At 62.5% G+C, this 23,913-nt stretch carries 24 protein-coding genes; 17 read left to right on the top strand and 7 right to left on the bottom strand.

The features are described from left to right. Positions 1-59: 59 nt before the first annotated feature. Entirely contained in the window at positions 60-989 is a 930-nt protein-coding gene (locus ACI512_RS23690; RefSeq protein ID WP_046035539.1) for a DMT family transporter, read from the bottom strand. 92 nt (positions 990-1,081) lie between these two features. Between ACI512_RS23690 and ACI512_RS23685 the strand changes: the two genes are divergently transcribed. The 12 genes from ACI512_RS23685 (at position 1,082) to ACI512_RS23630 (ending at position 12,702) form a co-directional block, all read left to right on the top strand. Then, positions 1,082-1,645 (top strand): helix-turn-helix domain-containing protein, encoded by a 564-nt coding sequence (locus ACI512_RS23685; protein WP_236381845.1) that lies wholly within the window; start codon positions 1,082-1,084, stop codon positions 1,643-1,645. A gap of 160 nt (positions 1,646-1,805) precedes the next feature. Then, entirely contained in the window at positions 1,806-2,174 is a 369-nt protein-coding gene (locus ACI512_RS23680) for a hypothetical protein (protein ID WP_250947866.1), read from the top strand. Between the two features lie 304 nt (positions 2,175-2,478). Continuing rightward, positions 2,479-3,675: an SfnB family sulfur acquisition oxidoreductase gene (locus ACI512_RS23675; protein WP_405121377.1), complete on the top strand. Its 1,197-nt coding sequence runs from the start codon at positions 2,479-2,481 to the stop codon at positions 3,673-3,675. A gap of 13 nt (positions 3,676-3,688) precedes the next feature. Then, positions 3,689-4,015, top strand: coding sequence for an acyl-CoA dehydrogenase (locus ACI512_RS23670; RefSeq protein WP_012724984.1), 327 nt, complete (start codon positions 3,689-3,691; stop codon positions 4,013-4,015). Then, complete coding sequence (locus tag ACI512_RS23665; RefSeq protein WP_231807377.1) at positions 4,015-5,448, top strand: LLM class flavin-dependent oxidoreductase; 1,434 nt, start codon at positions 4,015-4,017, stop codon at positions 5,446-5,448. The genes ACI512_RS23670 and ACI512_RS23665 overlap by 1 nt, the downstream gene beginning before the upstream one ends. A 112-nt stretch (positions 5,449-5,560) precedes the next feature. Then, positions 5,561-6,463, top strand: a complete 903-nt coding sequence (locus ACI512_RS23660) for an AMP-binding protein (RefSeq protein WP_231807376.1) — start codon at positions 5,561-5,563, stop codon at positions 6,461-6,463. Beyond that, complete coding sequence (locus ACI512_RS23655) at positions 6,460-7,233, top strand: ABC transporter ATP-binding protein (protein ID WP_012724981.1); 774 nt, start codon at positions 6,460-6,462, stop codon at positions 7,231-7,233. The genes ACI512_RS23660 and ACI512_RS23655 overlap by 4 nt, the downstream gene beginning before the upstream one ends. Further along, positions 7,230-8,111, top strand: coding sequence for a branched-chain amino acid ABC transporter permease (locus tag ACI512_RS23650; protein ID WP_236382166.1), 882 nt, complete (start codon positions 7,230-7,232; stop codon positions 8,109-8,111). The genes ACI512_RS23655 and ACI512_RS23650 overlap by 4 nt, the downstream gene beginning before the upstream one ends. Positions 8,112-8,115: 4 nt before the next feature. Next, on the top strand, positions 8,116-9,165 hold the full coding sequence (locus ACI512_RS23645; protein ID WP_012724979.1) for a branched-chain amino acid ABC transporter permease: 1,050 nt from the start codon (positions 8,116-8,118) through the stop codon (positions 9,163-9,165). Positions 9,166-9,183: 18 nt separating this feature from the next. Then, positions 9,184-10,524 carry an ABC transporter substrate-binding protein gene (locus ACI512_RS23640; protein WP_236382170.1) on the top strand — a complete coding sequence of 447 codons (1,341 nt, stop codon included), beginning with the start codon at positions 9,184-9,186 and terminating at the stop codon, positions 10,522-10,524. A 3-nt stretch (positions 10,525-10,527) separates the two neighbouring features. Next, positions 10,528-11,295 (top strand): ABC transporter ATP-binding protein, encoded by a 768-nt coding sequence (locus ACI512_RS23635; RefSeq protein WP_064055367.1) that lies wholly within the window; start codon positions 10,528-10,530, stop codon positions 11,293-11,295. Between the two features lie 12 nt (positions 11,296-11,307). Beyond that, positions 11,308-12,702, top strand: a complete 1,395-nt coding sequence (locus ACI512_RS23630; RefSeq protein ID WP_236382172.1) for an FAD/NAD(P)-binding protein — start codon at positions 11,308-11,310, stop codon at positions 12,700-12,702. A gap of 42 nt (positions 12,703-12,744) precedes the next feature. Here the strand turns inward: ACI512_RS23630 and ACI512_RS23625 are convergent, their stop codons facing one another. From ACI512_RS23625 to ACI512_RS23610, 4 genes are read right to left on the bottom strand one after another with little or no spacing between them, the layout of a single operon-like run. Next, positions 12,745-13,989 carry an efflux RND transporter periplasmic adaptor subunit gene (locus ACI512_RS23625; protein ID WP_236382174.1) on the bottom strand — a complete coding sequence of 415 codons (1,245 nt, stop codon included), beginning with the start codon at positions 13,987-13,989 and terminating at the stop codon, positions 12,745-12,747. Next, the gene (locus ACI512_RS23620; RefSeq protein WP_236382176.1) at positions 13,979-15,457 is read right to left on the bottom strand and encodes a TolC family protein; all 1,479 of its coding nucleotides are present in this window, start codon (positions 15,455-15,457) and stop codon (positions 13,979-13,981) included. Before ACI512_RS23620 ends, ACI512_RS23625 begins: the two co-directional genes overlap by 11 nt. After that, entirely contained in the window at positions 15,450-16,667 is a 1,218-nt protein-coding gene (locus ACI512_RS23615) for an ABC transporter permease (RefSeq protein ID WP_236382177.1), read from the bottom strand. Before ACI512_RS23615 ends, ACI512_RS23620 begins: the two co-directional genes overlap by 8 nt. Further along, positions 16,664-17,368 carry an ABC transporter ATP-binding protein gene (locus ACI512_RS23610; RefSeq protein WP_064055372.1) on the bottom strand — a complete coding sequence of 235 codons (705 nt, stop codon included), beginning with the start codon at positions 17,366-17,368 and terminating at the stop codon, positions 16,664-16,666. The genes ACI512_RS23615 and ACI512_RS23610 overlap by 4 nt, the downstream gene beginning before the upstream one ends. A 361-nt stretch (positions 17,369-17,729) precedes the next feature. Here ACI512_RS23610 and ACI512_RS23605 point away from each other — a divergent pair, with 361 nt between their 5' ends. Beyond that, positions 17,730-18,488, top strand: coding sequence for a TetR/AcrR family transcriptional regulator (locus ACI512_RS23605; RefSeq protein ID WP_012724971.1), 759 nt, complete (start codon positions 17,730-17,732; stop codon positions 18,486-18,488). 181 nt (positions 18,489-18,669) lie between these two features. On the opposite strand, the gene ACI512_RS23600 is transcribed toward ACI512_RS23605, so the two are convergent. Next, on the bottom strand, positions 18,670-19,731 hold the full coding sequence (locus ACI512_RS23600) for an FUSC family protein (protein WP_122811585.1): 1,062 nt from the start codon (positions 19,729-19,731) through the stop codon (positions 18,670-18,672). Positions 19,732-19,772: 41 nt separating this feature from the next. Further along, positions 19,773-21,389 carry an NADP-dependent glyceraldehyde-3-phosphate dehydrogenase gene (locus ACI512_RS23595; protein WP_064055374.1) on the bottom strand — a complete coding sequence of 539 codons (1,617 nt, stop codon included), beginning with the start codon at positions 21,387-21,389 and terminating at the stop codon, positions 19,773-19,775. 138 nt (positions 21,390-21,527) lie between these two features. Between ACI512_RS23595 and ACI512_RS23590 the strand changes: the two genes are divergently transcribed. The 4 genes from ACI512_RS23590 to ACI512_RS23575 all read left to right on the top strand — a co-directional run bounded on the left by ACI512_RS23590 (position 21,528) and on the right by ACI512_RS23575 (position 23,913). Next, on the top strand, positions 21,528-22,403 hold the full coding sequence (locus ACI512_RS23590) for a Dyp-type peroxidase (RefSeq protein ID WP_250947842.1): 876 nt from the start codon (positions 21,528-21,530) through the stop codon (positions 22,401-22,403). A 180-nt stretch (positions 22,404-22,583) separates the two neighbouring features. Next, positions 22,584-22,982, top strand: a complete 399-nt coding sequence (locus ACI512_RS23585) for a hypothetical protein (RefSeq protein WP_231807370.1) — start codon at positions 22,584-22,586, stop codon at positions 22,980-22,982. Between the two features lie 233 nt (positions 22,983-23,215). Next, positions 23,216-23,488, top strand: a complete 273-nt coding sequence (locus ACI512_RS23580) for a DUF2282 domain-containing protein (protein WP_064055376.1) — start codon at positions 23,216-23,218, stop codon at positions 23,486-23,488. Further along, the gene (locus ACI512_RS23575) at positions 23,485-23,913 is read left to right on the top strand and encodes a DoxX family protein (RefSeq protein WP_236381696.1); all 429 of its coding nucleotides are present in this window, start codon (positions 23,485-23,487) and stop codon (positions 23,911-23,913) included. The genes ACI512_RS23580 and ACI512_RS23575 overlap by 4 nt, the downstream gene beginning before the upstream one ends.

The following is a 23,913-nucleotide window of genomic DNA, read 5'->3' as shown; positions in this document are numbered from 1 at the left end:
ACCCTATGGCGAGGGAACTTGCTCCCGCTGGGCTGCGCAGCAGCCCCACCACCGGCACCTCAGTTCTGACGCTCTTGCTCCAGCTCTTCTTCCAACGCCAGCGCTTTCTGCCCCTTAGTCTTCATTTCACTGACAATCACCGCCACCACAATCAACGCCGCCCCCACCATCGCAATCGGCGGGAAGCGCTCCCCGGCAATCCGCCCCACCACGCCTGCCCATACAGGCTCACCGGCATAGATCAACGTGGCCCGGGTCGGCGAAACACTTTGCTGCGCCCAGTTCATCGCCACCTGGATCACCGCACTGGTCAAGCCCAGGCCCACCGCACTGAACAGCAGCAGCCACGAAAACCCCGGCAACGCCTCGCCCATCGGCACCACCATCAGGAACGACAACAGCGACGCCGTGGCCAGTTGCACCACGGTCACCCGGCGCACATCCACCTGCCCGGCAAACGCGCTGATCAGGATGATCTCCGCCGCAATCGCCACCGCGCCAATCAACGTGGCGATTTCGCCGGCGCTGAAGTTCAGCGAAGCGCCCGCCGGCCCGGTCAGCAGCATCAACCCGGCAAACGCCAGCATGATGCCAATGCTCGGCATCAAGCCCGGACGACGCCCAAGCACCAGCCATTGTAGTAGCGGCACGAACGGCACATATAAAGCCGTGATAAACGCCGACTGGCTGCTCAAGATCGTCTGCAAGCCAATGGTCTGCAAACCGTAGCCAAACATGATTGCCACACCGATAAACACCCCGGCCTTCAACTCGAACAGGGTCAGGTCGCGCAGGGTGCGCAGGGAAAAGAACCCCACCACGATCGCCGCCGCCGCAAAGCGCAGGCCGACGAAAAACATCGGCCCACTGACGGTCATCGCGTGCTGCACCAGCAAAAACGTGCCGCCCCAGATCATGGTGATCACCACCAGGATGCATTCGGCTTTGCTGAAACGGTTGAAACGAGGGGAGACGTTTGGGGTGGTCATGGCGGCTCGGTCTTGCAAGGGAAAGGCACGGACCGCACAATGCGCCGCACGCTGGGCAGTATACTGCGCACACCCACCCATTGAGCAATATAGTGCACAAAGAAAATCCACATCGGGCTTCGGTCCTGCAGCACGTCAGCCAGAACGTCCGTCGCCTGCGCCACGCCGCCGACCTGAGCCAGACCGCGCTCTCGGAAAAGTCCGGGGTCAGCCGGCGCATGCTGGTGGCCATCGAAGCGGGCGAAAAGAACGTCAGCCTGTCCACCCTCGACCGGGTGGCCGAAGCGCTGGACGTGGCTTTCAGTGACCTGATCCAGGCGCCGGATGCGCGTGATCACAGCCGCATCAACGAATTGGCTTGGGCGGGTGAAATCGTTGGCAGCAAGGCGGTGTTGCTGGCGAAGGCCACTGCGCGGCGTGAAGTCGAGTTATGGGAGTGGCGCCTTGAACCCGGTGATCGGTATTGCCCGGACCCCGATCTGGAAGGTTGGAGTGAGCAGCTGTTTGTCTTCGAAGGCAGCTTGACCTTGGTCGTGGGTAACACAGAAAACACCATCAAAGCTGGTGAGTTCTTCATGTTCGCCAGCCATCAGTCCCATGCCTATCGCAACGATGGCAACGTGGCAGTGCGATTTATCCGCAACGTAGTAATCTGAAATCCCTGCGACAGCAGGTCGTAGACTCGCTGTACCTGTTACTTCTAACAGTAGACCGCGGTGCTCTGGTGACGTTTACTTGCTTGGGCATCGACGCTTCGGTGTTTGGGTACATTGAATGTGGTGAGTCCACTCGTCTACTGATAATGGAGTTTTTGAGATGGCTATTTATTCTGATGAGAAGCAGGTTGGAGATAGTATATTCACTGCTGCAACAATCAAGGAGGCAGAGGAAGATAAGATTTATTTAGGCAGAGTAGTCAAAGGCGGAAAATTGTTAGTTCTAGAATCTCTCGTTCCTCCTGAAGATTATTTGAAAGTAGGCGATAAGGTGAACGCTTGTTTTTCATCAAATGGAGGCGTTTGGGAGTACGAATATGTTGTGGTGAAAGATCAAAAGTATCCATTGGAATTTACAGTGCTTCCGGTCGCTTTCGCATTAGGTGCTGTGAAAATAAATTATTCGGTGACCGACTCTGTCGGTAACGAGGGAGTGGCACCTGAAAGGGTCTATACGGTAGTTCCGTAGTGATAATGGCCAATACCGTAGGTGTGGCGTGGCCCAGTGTTCCTTAAAGTGGCAAATGCGATTGCCCAGTTGACCATTAAGCTAGGCGTTTCTGATGTATGCCATATTGGACAGGCTATTTCTAAGGACGGTACGTACAATTGCCACGTCACTGTTTACCTGGCAACAGTGAATCCACAATGTGTTGTATCTCAATAGGAAGTATTTTTTGTTTTTTGCTTAACTATTTGATTTTTATAAAAATTAAGTTCAGGCACGACTCCTGCAATCACTCCAGCATCCCCTCGGAGCCTGGAGTCGGCCCATGTCAGCCCACCCTCAACACCCTGCCCATATTATCCGCTCGGACGCGGAAGCCATCGAGGTCGCCACGCGCCTGGCCGCACGTTTTGCCGTCGACGCCAGCGCGCGCGACCGTGATCGGATCCTGCCCTTCGCCGAACTTGAAGCGTTCTCTGCCAGCGGCCTGTGGGGCATCACCATTCCCAAAGAGTACGGCGGCGCTGGAGTGTCCTATGTGACGGTCGCTGAGGTGATCAAGCTGATCTCCGCCGCCGACCCGTCCCTGGGGCAGATCCCGCAGAACCACCTGGGCGTGGTGGACATCCTGCTGCAAACCGCGACCGAGGAACAAAAACGTCATTACTTCGGCAAGGTGCTGGCCGGTTACCGTTTCGGCAATGCCTTCTCCGAAGCCAAGAGCAAGAATGCCGGCACCTTCGATACCCAGATTCGTGTCCACGACGACACCGCGCACATCAACGGCGAGAAGTTCTACTGCACCGGCGCGCTGTTCGCCCACATCGTGCCTACGGTCGGCAACAACGAACACGGCCAGGCGTTTATCGCCTTTGTCGAACGCGATGCGCCGGGCCTTAGCGTGATTGACAGCTGGGACGGCTTCGGCCAGCGCACCACCGCCAGCGGCGGCGTGACCCTCGACGGGGTAACGGTGCCCCTGACAGCGGTGATCCCCGCCCATCAAGCCTTCGACCAACCCACCGCCAACGGCCCGATCTCGCAGATCATCCAGGCTGCCGTCGACACCGGTATCGCCCTTGGTGCCCTCGAACAGGCGAAGATCTACGCCCGCCAGGCGCGACCGTGGATCGACAGCCAGCAGGAGCACGGCTGGCAAGACCCCTTCACCATCGCCGCCATCGGCGACCTGGAATGGCGCGTCCACGGCACGGAAGCCATCCTCGCCAAAGCAGGTTTGGCGGTTGATCGCGCCCTCGCCGAGCCCAGCGAAGACACCGTCGCCCACGCCTCGCTGGTGGTTGCCCAGGCCAAAGTCCTCTCGGCTGAAACCGCCTTGCTCGCCAGCAGCAAACTCTTCGAACTGGCCGGCACGCGCTCGGTCACCGGCAAACATAACCTTGATCGCTTCTGGCGCAACGCGCGCACCCACACCCTGCACGACCCGGCCCGCTGGAAATACCACCTGATCGGCAACTTCGTGCTTAACGGCGTGAAGCCCGCGCGCCACGCCTGGAACTGAGGAGCCTGATTCCATGACCACACTGAAGCTTGCGCGCCAACTGTTGGACAGCACCCGCCGCCATGTCGAGAAAAGCGATGACCCCTATGTGATCAGCCGCTTCGGCGATCTGCAGATCCGCGTCGACGTGGCCGCCGCCTTGCTTGAGCGCGCCGAAACCCATCCCAGCCCGGTCGCTGCGACCGAAGCGCAGATCGCGGCCGCCGAAGCCTTGATCGCTGCCAGCAACGCCGAATTCGAACTCACCGGCCAACGCACCGCACTGCCGCCGACCCTCGATGACCCCCTGCGCTGGAAATACCAGGTTGTCGGTAACTACCACCTCAACGGAGTGCTTTGATGTCCCGTGAAATCCGCTTGAACGCCTTCGACATGAACTGTGTCGGCCACCAATCCCCGGGCCTGTGGGCGCATCCGCGTGACCGTTCGTGGCAGTACAAGGACCTGGAATACTGGACCGACCTCGCCAAAATCCTTGAGCGCGGCAAGTTCGATGGCCTGTTTATCGCCGATGTGCTGGGCATCTATGACGTCTACAACGGCAATGGCGAGGCGGCAATTCGCCAGGCGACCCAAGTGCCGGTCAATGACCCGCTGTCGTTGATCGCGCCGATGGCCTTGGTCACCGAGCACCTGGGTTTTGGCCTGACGGCGTCGTTGTCCTTCGAACATCCGTACCCGTTCGCCCGCCGACTCTCCACCCTCGACCACCTGACCAAGGGCCGCATCGGCTGGAACATCGTCACCTCCTACCTGGAAAGCGGCGCCAAGAACCTTGGCCAGAAAGCCCAGACCGAACACGACGCGCGCTACGACTACGCCGAGGAATACCTGGAGGTCTGCTACAAACTCTGGGAGGGCAGTTGGGAGGAGGGTGCGGTGTTGCGCGACCGCGAGCGCCGGATTTTCAGCGACCCGAGCAAGATCCACGAGATCCGCCACGTCGGCAAACACTTCCAGGTGCCCGGCATTCATTTGTGCGAGCCGTCGCCGCAGCGCACGCCGGTGCTCTACCAAGCCGGTGCGTCCAGCCGTGGCAAGCAGTTTGCGGCCGAGCAGGCCGAGTGCGTGTTCGTTGCCGCGCCGTCCAAGGTGCTGCTGAAAAAGACCGTCGCCGACATCCGCCGCCGTGCCGCCGAAGCCGGGCGCGATCCGAAGAAGATCCTGATCTTCAACTTGCAGACGGTGATCGTCGGCGAGACCGATGCCAAGGCCAAAGCCAAGTTTGACGAATACAAATCCTACGTCAGCTACGAAGGCGCAATGGCGCTGATCTCCGGCTGGACCGGCATCGATTTCAGCCAGTTCAAACCGGATGAACCGCTCAAGCACGTGCACACCAACGCCATCCAGTCGGCGGTGGAAGCCTTCTCCACGGCGGACCCGAACAAGGTCTGGACCCCAAACGAACTGGCCGATTGGGTCGGCATCGGCGGCTTCGGCCCCTTGTTTGTCGGCGGCCCGGAAACCGTGGCGGACCTGTTGCAGGAATGGGTCGAAGAGACCGATGTCGACGGCTTCAACCTGGCCTACGCGCTGACCCATGAAACCTTCATCGACGCCGTGGACCTGTTGGTGCCGGAGTTGCAGAAGCGTGGGGTGTACAAGACTGAGTACGCCGAGGGTACGTTGCGCGAGAAGTTGTTTGGCGACGGCGCAAGGTTGGCCTCCAACCACCCTGGTGCCGGTTACCGCAATTTATCTGACGCGCACATAACCAATGTGGGAGGGGGCTTGCCCCCGATAGCGGCAGTCCAGTCAAGGCACTTGTGACTGACACACCGCCATCGGGGGCAAGCCCCCTCCCACAGTAGATCGGTGTTGATCCAAATAATCCAGCCAGCGGACCACCGCACGCACACACCCCAATAGGAGCACTACCCCTATGAGCGTGCACGCACTCAACCGCCCACTGGCCCTGGAATGGCCCGCCGAACGGCTCGGCAACCTGCCCAAGGCCCTGGAACAACTGCACCACTGGGCGCAGATCACGCCGCTGCACACCGCCCTGCGCCACAAGCGCCAGGGGCAGTGGTATGCGTGGCGCTGGATCGACGCCTTGCGTGACGTGGAACGCCTGGCCGACGGGTTGCGCCATCAGGGTTTCAGCGAGCAGTCGCGGCTGGCCCTCAGCGGTGCGTTCGAACCGAACCTGTTGTTGCTGGCGCTGGCGGCGCACGCCATCGGCGGGCAGGTCTTGACCCTGGCCGATGACCTGGATCCCGAGGCGCTCCAGCACCACCTGTGGCGCATTCGCCCCACTCACTCTTATGTGCAAGGCCGCCAGCACGTACGGGATTGGCAGTCGGCGAATCTACTGGATTTCGCCCAATTACTCGGCCCGCTGGACCCCGCGCAACACCTCGCACGCTGGTGGCAGCCCACGGGCGAAACCGCGTTGTGGAGCGAAGAGGGCACCCACTGGCAGGGCGGTCTCGCGGTGGTGCTGGAGCAATGGCTGAACAGCGGTCACGGCCTGGCCTTCCCGGAAAGCCTGGCCTCGGCGCGGCGCGATCGCAGCGAAGTCGCCCCCACCGGCCTGCTGTTGTCGCCCGTGCGTTTGCAGCATCTGGCCGATGAGATCGAAAGCCGCCTGGCGCCTCACGGCACCTGGCGCCGACGTTTGTGCGACTGGGCCATCGCCCACCCGCAGAGCGGCGTGCGTCGCCTGCTGAAAAACCGCGTGCGCAAGCTGCTGGGTTTCCAACGCCTGGCCTACATCTGGCAACCGCTTAAACCGACGGCCGAACCGACCTGGCTGGCTGAGTTCACACGGGACATCGCATGAGCCAGGCCATTTTGCAGGTGCGGGATATCTCGCTGTCGTTCAAGGGCGTCAAGGCGATCAATGCCTTGTCCTTCGAGGTGGCGCGCGGCGAAATCTGCGCGCTGATCGGGCCGAATGGCGCAGGTAAAAGTTCGCTGCTCAACGTGCTCAATGGTGTGTATCGCTTCGATGCCGGCGAGATTGTCTTCGAAGACCAACACTTCCACCGCATCGACCCCTTGGGGGCTGCGCGTCGCGGCATTGGTCGCACCTTCCAGAACAACGCGCTGTTCAAAAAGATGAGCGTGCTCGACAACATTCTCACCGGCCTGTCACGGCACATGCGCAGCAATTTTATCGAACAGGCCCTCGGCTTACCCCGCGCACGCCGCGAAGCCGAAGCGTTCCGGCTGCGGGCCCAGGGCATTCTCGAATTCCTTGAACTGCAAGCTCACCGGGAGGTGTTGGTGGGCAACCTTTCCTACGGCCTGCAAAAACGCGTGGAACTCGGCCGGGCGTTGATCGCAGGGCCGAGCTTGTTGTTGCTGGATGAGCCCATGGCCGGCATGAACGCCGAAGAAAAGCAGGAAATGGCGCGCTTCGTCGCCGACGTAAACCGCGACCTCGGCACCACCGTGGTGTTGATCGAACACGACATGGGCGTGGTGATGGGCCTGTCCGACCACGTGGTGGTGCTTGATTACGGGCGCAAGGTCGGTGACGGCACGCCTGCGGACGTGCAGGCCAATCCCGAGGTGATCGCGGCCTACCTGGGAGTGGTAAACGGATGACGTTCTTCTTTGAAACCCTGCTCGGCGGCCTGCTCGCCGGCACCATGTACTCGCTGGTCGCCATCGGCTTCGTGCTGATCTACAAGGCCAGTGGCGTGTTCAATTTCGCCCAGGGCTCGATGCTGCTGTTCGCCGCGCTGACCTTTGTCAGCCTGCATGATCAGGGCGTGCCGTTTGCCCTGGCACTGCTGCTGACGATGATCGTAATGATCGTCGGCGCCTTGTTCATCGAGCGCCTGGTCTTGAGGCCGTTGGTGAACCGTTCGCAGATCACCTTGTTCATGGCGACGCTGGGCCTGTCGTTCATTATCGAAGGCCTGGCCCAGGGACTGATGGGCGCTCAGGTGCGCGCCCTCGACCTGGGTATCGACGACGTGCCGCTGTTCGTCGGCCCGCTGATGCTCAGCCAGTTCGACCTGATCGCTGCCGCCGCCGCTGTGGTGCTGGTGACGGTGCTGGCGTTGCTGTTCAACAAGACCCGCATCGGCGTGTCGCTGCGCGCGGTAGCGGATGACACCACGGCGGCGCTGTCCATTGGCATCAACCTCAACCGCATCTGGCAGATTGTCTGGGCGGTGGCCGGGATCGTCGGGCTGGTGGCCGGGCTGCTGTGGGGCGCGCGTCAAGGCGTGCAATTCTCGTTGTCGCTGGTGGTGCTCAAGGCCTTGCCGGTGTTGATTATCGGCGGCTTTACCTCGATTGGCGGGGCGATTGTCGGCGGGCTGATTGTCGGCGCGGCGGAGAACCTCGCCGAGGTGTACATCGGCCCGTTGATCGGCGGCGGTATCACGCCGTGGTTCGCCTACGTATTGGCCCTGGCCTTCCTGTATATCCGTCCCGCCGGCCTGTTCGGCGAGCGCGCCATCGAGCGAGTCTGAAACCATGTCGATCCCCCTTGCGCAAGAAACCGCGCCGTTGCTGCTGATTCAGCGGCGCATCCCCTGGGCCCTGATCGGCCTGTTGGCGCTGGCCTTTATCGCGGTGCCGCTGTGGGGCAATGACTATTGGCTGAATGCGATCCTGATCCCGTTCCTGGTGCTGTCGCTGGCCGGGCTGGGCCTTAACCTGCTCACCGGCTACACCGGACAGACATCGGTGGGGGCGGCCGGCTTCATGGCCGTCGGCGCGTTTGCCACCTATGGATTTCTGTTACGCCTGCCTGAATTGGGTTTGCCGGTGGCGCTGCTCGGCGGTGGGGTCATCAGCGCCTTGGTCGGCCTGTTGTTCGGCCTGCCCAGTTCGCGGATCAAGGGCTTCTACCTGATGGTCACCACCCTGGCCGCACAGTTTTTCCTGGAGTGGCTGTTCGTCAAATTTCCGTGGTTCTACAACTACGGTTCGTCCGGGACTATCTCCGCGCCGAAGCTGGCGCTGTTCGGTCACGACCTCAACACGCCGTTGGGCCGCTACCTGCTGACCCTGGTCACCGTGCTGCTGCTGACCTGGACCGCGATCAACCTGGTGCGGAGCCAGGTCGGGCGCAACTGGATGGCGATCCGCGACATGGACACCGCCGCCGCCGTGGTCGGCATTCCGGTGGTGCGCTACAAACGCCTGGCGTTCGCGGTCAGCTCGTTCTACCTGGGCATCGCCGGCGCGCTGTGGGCCTTTGCCTACCTGGGAACGGCCAGCGCCAGCAGCTTCGATATCAATCGTTCGTTCCAGATCCTGTTCATCATCATTATCGGCGGCATGGGCAGCATCGCCGGCAACTTTGTCGGCGCGGCCTTTATCAGCCTGCTGCCGATCTTTCTCAGCCACGCCGGGCAGGCGCTGTTTGGTGGCGCGGTGGATGCGGGGCAGTTGCAGAACCTGCAGAAAATCATCTTTGGCGTGTTGATCATCGTGTTCCTGATCAAGGAACCCGAGGGCTTGATTCGCCTGTTGCACAACCTTCGCGATCGGCTGCGTCAATGGCCCCTACGTTTCTGACTGACTAAGAGAATCCAAATGCGTGCATCCTTGAAACGTTCCCTGGCCGGCGCCGCCTTCGCGCTGGCTGCCCTGGCCGGTGCTGTGCCTCAGGCGGTGGCCTCGCCCGACCAGCAATTCTTTCCCCTCGCGACTTACCGTGTCGGTGCCTATGCGTCGAGTGGCGTGCAGGTGTGGGCGGGGATGATCGATTACCTGCGTTACATCAACGAGGTCGAAGGCGGCATCAACGGCGTCAAACTGGTGTGGCAGGAATGCGAGACCGAATGGACGGCGGAGAAGGGCATCGAGTGCTACGAGCGCTTCAAGAATGGCCTGGATGGCGCCCCGGTCGCGGTGTACCAGCCCAACGGCGCCCCGGCGGCGTACGCGCTGAGCGAGCGGGCGGAAGTCGACAAGATCCCGCTGATCACCCTCGGCTACGGCCGTACCGAAGCCACAGACGGCACGGTGTTCCCCTACAATTTCCCGGTGATGCTGACCTTCTACAGCGAGGCGTCGACGCTGGTGAACTACATTGCGCAGCGCGAAGGCGGTTTCGACAAACTCAAGGGCAAGAAGATCGCCACGGTCTACCACGACTCGGCCTACGGTCGTGAAACCCTCGGCCCGCTGAAACTGCTCGCCGAAAAATATGGCTTCGAAAACATCCAGATTCCGGTCGCCGACCCTGGCAACGAACAATCTGCGCAATGGCGCCAGGTGCGCCAGGCCAACCCGGACTGGGTGTTCCTGCGCACCTGGGGCGTGTCCACGCCGGTCGCGGTGAAGACCGCCGCGCGCTTCGGCTTCCCGGTGGACCACATCATTGGCGATATCTGGGCCAGCTCCAGCGAAGACGTATTGCCCGCCGGTGCCGCCGCCAAAGGCTACCTGGCGCTCACGCCGTACCCAGCCGGTGCCGACTTTGAGATCCACAAGCGCCTCAAGCGCTACATCCTCGACAAAGGCCACAGTGACCTGAAGGACCTGAAGAACTTCGGCAGCGTCTACTACAACTCCGGCCTGGTGAACGCCGCCGTGGCGGTGGAAGCGATCCGCACCGGCCAGGCCAAGTTCGGCAAGCGCCCGCTCAATGGCGAAGAAGGCCGCTGGGGCCTGGAGCACTTGAACATCGACGATGCGCGCTTGAAGGACATGGGTTACCTGGGCCTGATGCAGAACCTCAAACTGTCGTGCCGCGACCACGAAGGCGGCGGCTCGGCGCGCGTGCAGCAGTGGGACGGCGCTCACTGGACGCTGATCAGCGACTGGATCGCCGCCGACCGCGCCCTGTTGCGCCCGCTGATCAATGAAAAGTCGGCAGCGTTCGCCAAGGAAAAAGGCCTGACGCCACGTACCTGCACCGGGGATGAATAAACCATGAGCCAGCCCGCCACCGACACCACACGCCCGTCGCTGCTGACGGTCAACGATATTGAAGTGATCTACGACGGCGCCATCCTCGCGGTCGCCGGGGTGTCGCTGAGCGTGCCCAAGGGCGCCATCGTCGCCTTGCTCGGTGCCAATGGCGCCGGCAAGAGCACCACGCTCAAGGCCATCTCCGGGTTGGTGCGTGCCGAGCGGGCCGAGGTCAGCCGGGGCACGATCGAATACGCCGGCGCCGACCTGGCCGGCATCGACCCCAGCCAGCGCGTGCGCCAGGGCATGGTCCACGTGCTGGAAGGCCGCCATGTGTTCGGCCAGTTGAGCGTGGAAGACAACCTGCGCAGCGGCGGCTTCGTGCGGCGCCTGAGCCGCAAGGACATGGCGCACGACCTGGAGCGCATCTACGCCTGGTTCCCACGGCTCAAGACCAAGCGCCACACCCGCGCCGGCCTCACCTCCGGCGGCGAGCAGCAGATGGTCGCCATCGGCCGGGCGTTGATGACCCGCCCTACGTTGGTACTGCTCGACGAGCCGTCCATGGGATTGGCGCCTATGATCGTGCAGGAGATCTTCGCGATCATCGCGCAGCTCAACCGTGAGCAGCAGGTGAGCTTCCTGATCGCCGAGCAGAACATCAACGTCGCGCTGAACTATGCGTCCCACGGCTACGTATTGGATACTGGCCGCGTGGCCTTGAGTGGCAGCGCCGCTGAACTGCTGGCGCGGGGCGACTTGCATGACATTTATCTGGGCAAACAGTAAGGGCGACTCCGCATGACTGAATCCATCCGCAACGCTGATGTACTGATCATCGGCGGCGGCCTGAGCGGCACGATGCTGGCCGTGCAACTGTTGCGCCTGCCTGGCCAGCGCCAGATCCTGGTGATCGAGCCGCGCGCGGAACTCGGTCGGGGCGAGGCCTACAGCGCCGTCGAGCTGGGCCACACCCTGAACGGCAATGCGGCGCGCATGAGTGTCGACCCGGACAATGCCGACGACCTGACCGAATGGCTGACCGACTTTATCGGCGCTGGCGGCTGGCCTGAGTCGGATCAGCAGCACGTACCGATCAGCGAACTGTTCCCGCCACGCGGGATTTTCGGCTTGTACGCCCAGCAACGCTTGGCCGAGGCGAAGGCGCAGTCAGCGTCCAGCGTCGAGCATGTGCGCGGTGAAGTGGTCGACCTGCGCGTGGAGGAAGCCTCAACGCTGCTGACCCTCGACAACGGCCAGCAACTGCGCGGCGCGTTCGCGGTACTGGCCACCGGCATGTTCCCGGCGGCGCGTACGCCACAGACCGAGTCCAGCGGGTTGAACGCGGCGGCGGTGGACCCCTGGGATGTGAGCGCGATGACCGAGATTGACCCGCAAGCGACGGTGCTGATCATCGGTTCCGGGCTGACCATGGTCGACGCCGTGGTTTCCCTCGAGCAGGCCGGGCATCGCGGGCCAATCGAAATTTTCTCGCGCCACGGCCTGCTGCCCCATGTGCGCCGGCAACCGCCGAGTTGGGTGGATTTCCTCGGCGAGGATCACCGTCTGCGCAGCCCCCGGCAATTGCTGCGTGAGGTGCGTCGGCAATGCGCTATTGCGCACGCGCAGGGCATCGATTGGCAGGCACCGCTGGACACCGTGCGTGCGCACATCGGCCGTCTTTGGAGCCAGGCCAGCGAGGGCGAGAAACGCCAGTTCGTGAGGCATGTGCGGCCGTGGTGGGAGAGCCATCACCACCGCTCGCCGCCGTTGAGCGCGCAGTTGGTGGCGCGCTTGCAAGAGGAAGGGCGGTTGCGGATCCGGGCGGCGTCGTTCAAAGGCCTGGAACCTGCGACGCAAGGGGTGACCATTCGCTTGCGTTATCGCGGCGAGCACGCGGTGACCCAGGTGTCGGGCGCAGCGCTGATCAACTCCAGCGGCATCGAATACGATTGGCGCCGCGTGGCCCGGCCGCTCCCGCAGCAGTTGCTCAAGCGTGGGCTGATCCAGCCAGGGCCGCTGGCGTTGGGGATTACGGCGGATGCGTCGGGGGCGGTGCTGGATGCGCAGGGGCAGGTCAGCCAGCGGTTGTTCGCCATGGGGCCGCCGTTGCGGGGGATGTGGTGGGAGAGTACGGCGGTAACGGATGTAGCGCTGCAAGCCAAGGCGCTGGCCTCAACGCTCACAAAAATCTGAAGGTGGGAGCTGGCTTGCCAGCTCCCACAGTTTGAACCGTGTTCAGCTTCCGACTTTTACGAAACCCGGCCTAAGCCCAAACACCTCAACCCCCTGCGCCGTCGACTGCCCGGTCGTCACCTTCACCCGCTCCACCGGCTTATCCATCGCCTCGCGGTACTCAACGGTCTTGTCCGCCTGGATCGCCTGGCTCGGAACCACAATCGCCTGCGCATTGTTGTAGGTCACGATGGTCAACCGCGCACTCATCCCCAGCCGCACCCGCTGCAACTGCTGCGGCGTGAGCTTGGGAATCGATAACGTCACCGGAAACTGCGCGCTGCCCTGGCTGTCATTGGCAATCGCCAAGCCACTGACCACGCTCACCGAACCGGTCAGCCGCTCGCCATCAAACCCATCCCCCAGTACTTCAACCGCCTGGCCCTGGTGCAGTTGGTTGATATCCAGCTCCGACACCTTGGCGACGATTTTCAGCCGTTCGATATTCGCCAGTCCAAACAGCACCTGGCCCTGGCTGACCTTGCTGCCGGCCTGCACCGGGGCCGTGTTGTTACCGCCGCCTTGGGGTGACGGATTGCCGGGCGGTGGCACCACGATGCCGGCGAACGGCGCCTTGACGTCCTTGCCTTCGAGCAACGTGTGCAGGGCCTCGTATTTCACCGTGGCATTGGTCAGTTCCATATCGGCGATCTGGCGGTATTCGCCTTTGCCCTGGTCGATGGCCTGTTGCAGTTCGCTGCGCGCGGAAGCGAGGTCCAGTTGTTGCTGCTGGGTTTGTTGCTTGAGGTCGTCCAGCTCATTGCGCGGGATGATGCCGCGCTTGAACAGGTTTTCGCTTTCAGTGAGTTTGCGCTGGGTGTTGCCGGCGGTCATTTCGGCGGTGCGCAGGCTGCGGCGCGCGCGGCTGACGGTAGGGCCGTTGTTCCAGTCCTGCATCTCTTGCACGGTGCGCCGGGCCTTGAGCTGCGTGGAGAGGGCTTCACGCAGCTGCACTTCCAGGGTCGCCGGGTCCATGCGCAACAGCACTTGGCCGGCCTCGACCCGCTGGCCTTGTTCCACCAGGTTGGCCTGTACGTTGCCGTCGAAGGGCGCGGTGAGGGTGATGGTGGTGTCGGGTTCGATCCTGCCCACCAGGCCGATCTGGTGCACCAGCGCGTCGGCTTTCACCTCCTGCCAGTGCTCGGCGGTGGTCGCCGGATCGGACGCAGGGCTGCGCAGGGCCAGGCCTGCGCCCGCCAGCAGCACGATCAATACAGCGCCCAGCAGGCGTTTCTGATTAGTAGTCATTGAGGGCGATTTCCCAACTTTCCAGCGTCATGCCCAGGGTCAAGTCGAGCTGGGTCTGGGCGTTCAAATAAGCGATCAGCGCATTGAGGCGCGCATTTTCGGCGTTGCGCAGGTCGGTCTCGAAACTCAGCACCTGGAAGTTAGTGGAGCGCCCGGCGCTGAGTTTCTCCCGCTCGATCTCGATCTTGCGCCGCGACAACTCCACCGCGCGCTGGGAAATTTCATACTGGCGCCAGCGCGTGCCGAGGTCGCGCACTACATCGTTGACGCTGCGTTCCAGTTCCTGGCGTGCATCGGTGATGCGGATCTCCTGGTCCTCCACATTCACCCGCGCGCGCACTTCGGCCTGGCGCGTGCTGATATCGCCGATGGGGATTTGCACCTGCACCCCAGCGTAGCTGTCCCAGGTGCGGTTGTTGGAGCGGCCTGTGTCGTTGTCGTAGGCGTCGCGTACCTGGTTGGCGCCGGCCACCAGGTCCACCTGCCAACGCCCGGAGTCCTTGGCGATCACCAGGTTGAGGTCAGCCTGTTGGCTGCCGAGCAGGGCGGCGAGGTATTCCGGCTGCTGGGTCTGCGCCAGGTTGAACGCCTGGCGCTTGTCGATCTGCATGGGCCTGGCCTCCAGGGCTTCGGTGGCGCGAATCGGCGTGGACAGGTCGAGGGCCAGCAGGCGCAGCAGCGACAGGCGGTTGGTGTCCAGTTGGTTTTGCGCCTCTTCCACCCCCAGTTGCTGGGTGGCGATATCGGCTTCGGTCTGTACGATTTCGAACTCGGCCATGCGCCCGGCACTGATCAACGCCTTGTTCACTTCCAGCAAGGTACCGGACCGCTTGAGGGCGTCCTGGACGATACTCAGTTGTTCTTGGGCGCGCAGCAGTTCGCGGTAGGTGGCGATGATCTGGCTGATGGTCTGCGCCACCGTGGCCTTGAGGTTCAGGCGGTTGGCCTGCTCCGACAGGCGCGACAGGCGCAGCGGCGCGGTGGTGGCGTCCCAGCCGGCGCCACGCAGCAACGGTTGGATGATCGCCAGGTCCAGGCCGTCGCTGCGGTAGCGGCCGGCGCGGTCGGCGGTGTTCAGTTGCTGGGTCCAGGCCATGCTCAAGCGCGTACCGTACTCGCCGAGCAGGCTGGTGGCCGGCGCCACGTTGGCATTGCGCGCATTGTCGGCAGAGCCGCGGGTGCTGCGGTACGCGCTGTTGAGCGTGAGTTTGGGGTTGAACACGTCTTCGGCCACGCGCAGGTCGAATTTCTGGGCCACCCGTTGCAGGTACGCGCTGCGGATCGCCGGGTTGTTGCGCAGGCCCAGGTACACCGCATCGCCCAGGGTCAGGGTGGTGAGCTGGGCATTCAGCGAGACGCTGCGCTCATAGCCGCTGCGCGTCGTGCTCGGTGCCGACGGCTTGATCACCACGTCGGCCGCCACGCCCGGCAGGCTGACCAGGGCAAGCCACAGCAGCCACTTATTCATCGCGCAGGGCCTCCACCGGCTGCAGCCGTGAGGCCGAGATCGCCGGGTAGAGGCCGAAGAACAACCCCACCAGCAGTGTACTGCCCACGCCCAGCGGGAGGGCGGCGACGGCCAGGGCAAACGCCCAGCCTGACAGCCAGGCATACAGCCAGGCAGCGGTCATGCCCAGCACCGCACCACACAGGGCGCCGACGGCGGTGAGGGTTACGGCTTCAAGCAGGAACAGGTTACGGATATCTCGCTGGCGCGCGCCGAGGGCCATGCGAATGCCGATCTCACGACGGCGCTCCGAGACGTTCATCAACATCACGTTCATCACCCCCACGCCGCCGCCGACCAGGGAGATCGCGCCGAGGGCCAGCAGCAGGTAGGCGAAGGTGCGGCTTTGCCGGGTCATGCCGTCGATCATTTGCTGGGGCACCTGGATGTCCACATCGTGGTCGGGCAGTTGTGGTTTCAAGGCTGCGGCGGCCTCTTGGGCAAGGCGTTCCATGTCTTGGCCGGGCGCGGCGCGGATGATCACGTTGCCGATCTGCGGCATGGCGTAGATACGGCGCATGCCTTCGGCAGGAATGAACAGCGACTCATTGGCCTGCACCGGCATCAGCATCGCGCGTGGCTGGCTGCGCAGGATGCCCACGATCAGAAACAGGTAGTCGTTGATGCGCACGCGGTCGCCCAGTTTCAGTGGGTCGCCCGGCGAACCCAGGGCGTCGGCCAACGGGGCACCGATCACGGCGTAGGTTTCGTTGGCATCGAAGCTCGACAGAAAACGTCCCTGTTGCACCACCAGGCGCATCGCGTCCTTGATGTCCGGCGTGCTGCCGACGAAGTTGGCGTTGACGGTCCGGCCGTGGAACACGATGGGCCCGCTGAATAAGGTGAGGGCGCCGATGTGGGTAATGCCCGGTACCGCTTGGCGCACGGCGTCCAGGTCAAGGCGAGCGGGCGTGGTGATAGTGCCGCCGTTCTTGGCCGGGAACTGGGCGACCAGGGTGTCGGTGCCCATGTCCTTGAAAATCATCGCGGCGTCCACCGCCGCGTTGTGCCCGATATTGATCAACGCCACCACCGATGAACTGCCGATGACGATACCCAGCAGCGCCAGGATCGAGCGCTTGCCCAGGGTGCGCAGGCTGACGAACGCTTCATGCAGCAGTTGGCTGAGGCTCTGTTCGACCCGCAGGCTGCTCTCTACCTGCGGGGTCATAGGCGCCCAACCTCTTGCACCACGCCATTGCGTACCAGGATCTTACGTTCCAGGCGCTCGGCAATATGCGGGTCGTGGGTGACGATGATCAGGGTGACTTGTTGCTCGCGGTTCAGGGCCAGCAGCAGGTCCATGATGTCCTGGGCCGTGGTGCTGTCGAGGTTGCCGGTGGGTTCATCGGCCAATATGACCGAGGGCTTGCCCACCAGTGCGCGCGCAATGGCGACGCGTTGGCGTTGGCCGCCGGAGAGGTCGGCGGGGCGATGGTGGGCGCGGTCGGCCAGGCCGACCTGTTCGAGCATGCGCAGGGCCTGCTCCACCGATTCCTGGCGCGATACGCCGCGATAGCTCAAGGGCAGGGCGACGTTATCCAGGGCACTGAGGCGTGGCAGCAGGTTGAAGCTCTGGAACACGAAGCCGATCTGCTGGTTGCGGATGGCCGCCAACTGATCAGGGGTGGCGTTGAAAATGTCATGGCCGGCAAAGTGGTACTGGCCGCCGTTGGGCAGGTCCAGCAGGCCCAGGATATTGAGCAGGGTACTTTTGCCGGAACCCGAGGCGCCGAGGATGCCGCAGCTGTCGCCACGGGCGATGCAAAGGCATACATCATTGAGAATGGACAGGTGTTGCCCGGCCAGCTGATAGTGCTTGCCGATGCCTTGCAGGGAGATCAAGCCTGGGTGCGCGGGGGTATCTATCATGAATACGCCTTCAGTCTCGACGCTGCCGTCCTCTTCCCCTGGTAAAGCCTTGTAACAAGTTAGGGGGTCGCCTCGGCGCGCGCCATGGACCTTTTTTGCTTCTTGTTTTTAAAATATTGTTTGAATACTAACCGCGTTCCAGCTGCTTCGCCAGCCATCGATGTAGAGCCGTTTCAGCTTGGGAAAAGCCTTACTTCAGGGGGCCGGAAGGCGGATCAAAACACGCTTGCCTCGCTCCGGGGAACCCGTCGGCCAAGGCTTTCGATCATATGGCGCAGTGTCACTACTTGCTTTCGAGCGACGGCACCGGTATAAAAAATCAAATTATTTTTTAAAACAATATTTCCCACGTGGAACTTCTATGGTCGCGAAGAAAGTCAGCGCTCCAAACATCACCAAGACTCGACTGCTGGATGCGACAGAGGCTCTCTTCATCAAATACGGCTATGACGCGGTTTTGTTGCGGCAGATTACCGAGCGTGCCCAGGTCAACCTGGCGGCGGTGAACTACCACTTCGGGGACAAGGATTCCCTGATGCAAACCCTGCTGAAGCAGCGTCTGGAGCCGCTCAACGAGCAGCGCCTGGAACTGTTGGCCCGCTGTGAAGCCGAGTCCGACGGGCCGCTGGATTGCGACACGTTGCTCGGCGTGCTGTTCGCCCCGGCCATGGGCCTGGAGCGCAGCGACCCGGCCAGCGCCAGTGGGGAAGGGCGTTCGTTCATCCGTTTCCTGGGGCGGGTGTACAGCGATACGTCGCCGTTTATCCAGGAATACCTCAAGGTGCATTACCAGCCGGTGTTCCAGCGTTTCTTCGAAGCCTTCGCCCTGGCGTTGCCGGACCTGCCGCGCAATGAATTGGGGGTGCGTTTGCAGTTTGCCCTGAAGGCCATTTCCGGCGTGATGGCCGGCACCGAGCTGCGCTTGTTGATGAACTCCATGAGCCTGGGCCGTCCGGCGACGGATGCCGAGGTGATGGCCAAGTTGATCACCCTGGTGTCGGCGGCGATTCGCGTCCCGCAGCAGAGCCCGGAAGCGGAACATGCGCTGGCCAAGGTGCTGGACACTCAGCGCGCCATTCGCGAACACGCCGCAGCGCCTGTCGCCAAGGCTTCTCGCTGAGCGGTTTTTCAGGCAAAAAAAAGCCCGCTGGGGCGGCGGGCTTGATGTACAACGTTTGTAACGGATGAGGCTTCACCCTACGTTCCGCGATGTGAACAAAACGTGAAAACTTTGTAAGGCAAAGTGTGAAAACCTTGAAATCCGTAAATCTTTGGGAATTTTCCTATTTCGGCGAGCGGATTCAGATTTTCCAGCGACCCGCACTCTTGGCCAGCCGCTGGCGCATCGCATCCACATTCTGCGCCAGCTGCAACGTCAGCAGCCGATAGCCATCCAACGCGCTATACACCGGCACGTCCAGCGCAGGCTCAGCACCGCTGGCGTGACTTGGCCGCTCCAATCGCTCCGTTACCCCCGACTTCAAGGCCCGCGCCATCCCCACCAATTGCACTCGAATCTGCCGGTGCTCGGCCTTCAACATCACCTGCATCCGTGCCGTCGCCTGTTCATCCCGCGGATCCGGGCGCGTATTGCCGAGAATCTCCAGGGTGCTGATGCACATGCGCAGATGACGTTGGATCGTGTCCAGTTCGGTCATTGATATCCGCACTTCCTTGGACACCGACGGCATCAACGAGCGCAACTGCAACATCGCCGCATTCAGCCGGTTAAGCAGCTTCAGGTGTTGATCGTCGGTGACTGACTCGCCATTAATGATCCGGCTGTAAATCTCGGCGCAATCGCGCAGCGCGCTGGCCAGGTTGTAGCGCCAGGAGTACACGGCGTACAGCGGCAGGGCGAAGGAGAACGCCAGGGCCAGGACGATGCCGATCAGGATATCGACCGTGCGCCACAGGCCGTCCGAGATCGGGTTGTCTCCATGGCCCGCGACGATAAACACGGTGATTGCCGACAGCAGCGCTATATAGCCGCCCTTGCCGATGGCGTGATACGAAAAGAACCCGCACACCGCCGACATCAACAGGTAGGTCAAAAACGGCTGGCCGAAATAAGCCTGTTGCACCACCAGCACCAAACCGACGCTGGCGCCGATCAAGGTGCCGTAGGCGCGCTCCACGGCTTTCTTGCCGATATTGCCGTGGTGCTGCAAGCCGCCGATCACGATCAGCATGGTCACCGAGGCCCACTCACCGTGGGGCAGGTTGATGCCGGTGGTCAGCAGGATGGTGGCCAGCAAGCCGATGGACACGCGCACGGCGTGGATCAGTTTGGCATGGCGATAACGGCGGTACGGGTCGAGCAAGGGGCGCAGCAGGCGCCGGGCGAAGAAGGGCAGGTTCATCGGTCTTAAAGTGGCCTCAAAATTCAGGGTGTGTGTTGTTTTCAGAAGATGTAGTCGGTGGTCAGGAAGCTTGAGTCACGGTTGCGCAGGATGTCGCTGACCAGCGCCTTGTTGCTCTCCTGGAACTTGGTCGCCACCAGCGTGCGGATGGAGAACACACGCAAGGCGTCATGCACTGACAACGTGCCTTCGGCCGAGTTCTTGCGCCCATTGAACGGGAAGGTGTCCGGGCCGCGCTGGCACTGGGCGTTGATGTTGATACGGCCGACCTGGTTCGCGAAGGCATCCACCAGGCGCCCGACCTCCACGGCATTGGTGCCGAAGAGGCTCAGTTGCTGGCCGAAATCCGAGTCCAGTACGTACTCGATCACGGTCTCCAGGTCACGGTAAGGCACGATCGGCACCACCGGGCCGAACTGTTCCTCATGGTAAACGCGCATGTGCGGGTTCACCGGGTACAGCACCGCCGGGTAGAAGAACGTGCCGCGACTTTCACCGCCGTGTTCATTCACCACCTTGGCGCCGTGTTGCGCGGCATCGGCTACCAGGCTGTTGAGATAATCCACCTTGCCTGCTTCGGGCAATGGCGTCAGCGCCACACCGTCTTCCCACGGCATGCCGGGCTTGAGCGTGGCGACTTTTTTATTGAATTTGTCGATAAAACTGTCGACGACATCTTCATGCACGAACAGGATTTTCAACGCGGTGCAGCGCTGGCCATTGAACGACAACGAACCGGTGACGGCTTCACTGACGGCATTGTCCAGGTCCACCTCAGGCAGCACGATGCCGGGGTTTTTCGCATCCAGGCCCAGCGCCGCACGTAGGCGGTGCGGCTTGGGGTGCAGCTTTTTCAAATCGCTGGCGGCCTTGTTGGTGCCGATAAACGCAAAGATATCGATCTTGCCGCTGGCCATCAGCGCGCTGACCGTTTCGCGGCCGCTGCCGTAGATCACGTTGATCACCCCGGCCGGGAAGCTGTCGCGGAACGCCTCCAGCAACGGGCGGATCAGCAGCACACCGAGCTTGGCCGGCTTGAACACCACGGTGTTGCCCATGATCAGCGCCGGGATCAGCGTGGTGAAGGTTTCATTCAGCGGGTAATTGTAGGGGCCCATGCACAGCGCCACGCCCAGTGGTACGCGGCGGATCTGGCCGAGGGTGTCCTGTTCCAGCTCGAAGCGGCTGGAGCGACGGTCGAGTTCTTTGAGGGCATTGATGGTGTCGGTGATGTAGTCGCAGGTGCGGTCGAATTCTTTCTGCGAATCCTTGAGGTTCTTGCCGATTTCCCACATCAGCAGCTTGACCACCGCATCACGCTGTTCACGCATGCGCCGCAAGAACGCTTCGACATGCTGGATGCGGTCTGCCACGCGCATCGTCGGCCATTCGCCCTGGCCACGGTCATAAGCGCGCACGGCGGCGTCGAGGGCGGTGAGGGCGGTGTCGGCATCCAGCAATGGCGTGCTGCCGATGTGCACGCGTGCATCGCCCAGTTGCACCGGGCTGAGGACTTGGGCCAAGGGGCCGCTCCATACCTGCAACTGGCCGTCGACCAGGTAATCACGCTGCTCAATAGGCGCCGCCAGGCGGAACTGTTCGGGAATATCGGCGGTGGAGGTGGGAAACAGCTGGGTGAGCAGGTTGCTGGTGGTCATGTCGCTACCCCTGGAATAGTTGCAAAACATGACTAGAGAGTCACCCAACACGGGGCTCTATGGCAAGGCTTGTGCGCTTTGCAGTACGCACAGGGGCGCTCGCCGGGTAAACTGCGCGGCTTTCTTGAAGGAGTTCACATGAGTCAGTACCAGCCGGGCATTCTTGCCGCACCGGTGCCGTTGCAGGCACGTCATCTGTTTTTTGCCGTGGACTCCCTGGCCGCCGTGCCTGCTGCGCTGGACGCACTGGTGCAGTGGGCCGATTCGGCGGCAGTGATCGGTGTGGGTGAGCCGCTGGTCACCGCACTCGGCGCCCGGATTGAGGGCCTGCGCGCCTTCCCGATGGTCAGCGGACCGGGCGCGCACAACCCGTCCACCCAACAGGCGTTGTGGGTGTGGTTGCATGGCGTGGATCGCGGTGAGCTGCTGTTGCGCAGCCGCGCCGTTGAAAAGGCCCTGGCCCCGGCGTTTCGGCTGGTGCAGATGATCGAAGGCTTCCGCTACAAGACGGGCTTCGACCTCACCGACTACGAAGACGGCACCGAAAACCCCCACGACGACTCGGCGGTTGAAGCCGCCCTGACCGACAGCGGCGCCAGCTTCGCCGCCCTCCAGCAATGGCAGCACGACCTCGACGGCTTCGCCGCCTTGCCTGCACAGGAGCGCGATCACATCATCGGCCGACGCCATGGTGACAACGAAGAACTCGAAGACGCCCCCGAATCCGCCCACACCAAGCGCACCGCGCAGGAAAGCTTCACCCCGGAAGCCTTCGTGGTACGCCGTTCGATGCCCTGGGCCGAGAACGGCCAGGCCGGGTTAATGTTCCTCGCGTTCGGCCATTCCTTCGATGCGTTCGAGGCGCAACTGCGCCGCATGAGCGGCCTGGAAGACGGGATTGTCGATGGCCTGTACCGCATCAGCACGCCGTTGACCGGCGGTTACTACTGGTGCCCGCCGTTGAAGGATGGCCATTTGGACCTGAGTGCGATCCTCCCGGCAGCAAACCTCTAGACGGTGAGCGCTGGCTTGCGTGGGATAGTTTCAGCACGATCCGCCTGATTCGCGCAGGTGCCTGCCTCGCAGGCACGCTGGAACCGTCTCACCACACGCCGCCACACACTCGCTACCTGCCGGGCGTCTGTCATACAGGATGCAAGGCGCAATCGTCGAACCGTCCAGGAGCGCTCACACATGCTGATTTCACGTATTTCCATATCGCACGCCTCACCGCCGCCAAGTCCGGCGTCCACGCCCTTTTCGACGATGTCGGATTCGGATCTGGCCAAAGCCTTTGGTGACAATTTCCAAGCGTTCAAACACCCCACGACGCCGAATGCAACGACGGATAAAATCCGCGAAGTGGCCGGTCGTTCGCTGACGGGCGACGCGCAAAAAGATAAAGAAACGCAACTGGCCCGGGAACTGCTCAAGCCCAATCGCGACAACGTGATGGCCGCACTGGACTCAGTGGATGACAAGGGCAAGCGCGACGGTGTCATCGGGCCGTGGAACCCCCAGATGGCGGCTGACCAGTTGGCCTGTAATCGCTGCATGACGGTGCAAGGGCCCACCCTCCAGATTACCTATTGATCGTGACCTGTTTTCCACCTCCTGGTGCGAGGGTCGGTTTTCAGCACTGTGTCAGTGACTGTGTATCGAACTGTATCCCCGCACCCTCCTGATACACCCGCATGACGTTCTATCGCGTTCGCGACACAGACCGGATACACGCCTGGCGTTAACTCTGTTCACCAGTTGGCGCAGGCGGTCATCGACCCCCAAGGCGCCCTGGCCACACTCAGTCAAGCCAGGAGACTCACCCCATGAAGCGTCCTTACGCAGCCCTCGCGGCAACCCTCGCCCTGTCCCTCAGCGCTTTCGCCACCGTGGCCCATGCCGATGAGCCCAAGCCCCAGGAAAAATGCTTCGGCGTGTCCCTCGCCGGTGCCAACGATTGCGCCGCAGGCAAAGGCACCTCATGCGCCGGCACCGCCACCACCGACTACCAGGGCAACGCCTGGGTATTGGTCGACCAAGGCACCTGCACCCAGATCAAGACGCCTAAAGGCTACGGCAGCCTGACGGAACAGCCATGAACCGAGCGGCCCAGGTGGTCGTGATCCAGCGCCTGCTCCCCGAGGCCCTGCTGTTGCTGGTGGCTCGGGTGGCGATCGCGGCGGTGTTCTTCCTGTCGGGGCGCACCAAGGTCAGCGGGTTCCTTGAACTCAAGCCGTCGACCTACACCCTGTTCCGTTCGGAATACGCCTTGCCGCTGATCCCGCCGGACTGGGCGGCGCACCTGGCGACCTACGCCGAACACCTATTCCCGCTGTTGCTGGTGCTGGGCCTGCTGACCCGTGCGTCTGCCGCCGCGCTGCTGGGCATGACCCTGGTGATCGAGGTGTTCGTGTACCCCGACGCCTGGCCGGTGCACCTGACCTGGGCGGGCCTGTTGTTGCCGCTGCTGGCGTACGGCGGTGGGGCCTGGTCGCTGGATCGCCTGATCTCGGGCAAACGTTGA

This window comes from Pseudomonas petroselini (genome assembly GCF_045037875.1).
Lineage (GTDB): Bacteria > Pseudomonadota > Gammaproteobacteria > Pseudomonadales > Pseudomonadaceae > Aquipseudomonas > Aquipseudomonas petroselini.
Note: the sequence above shows the minus strand (reverse complement) of the source record. Positions and strands in the feature narration are given on the sequence as shown.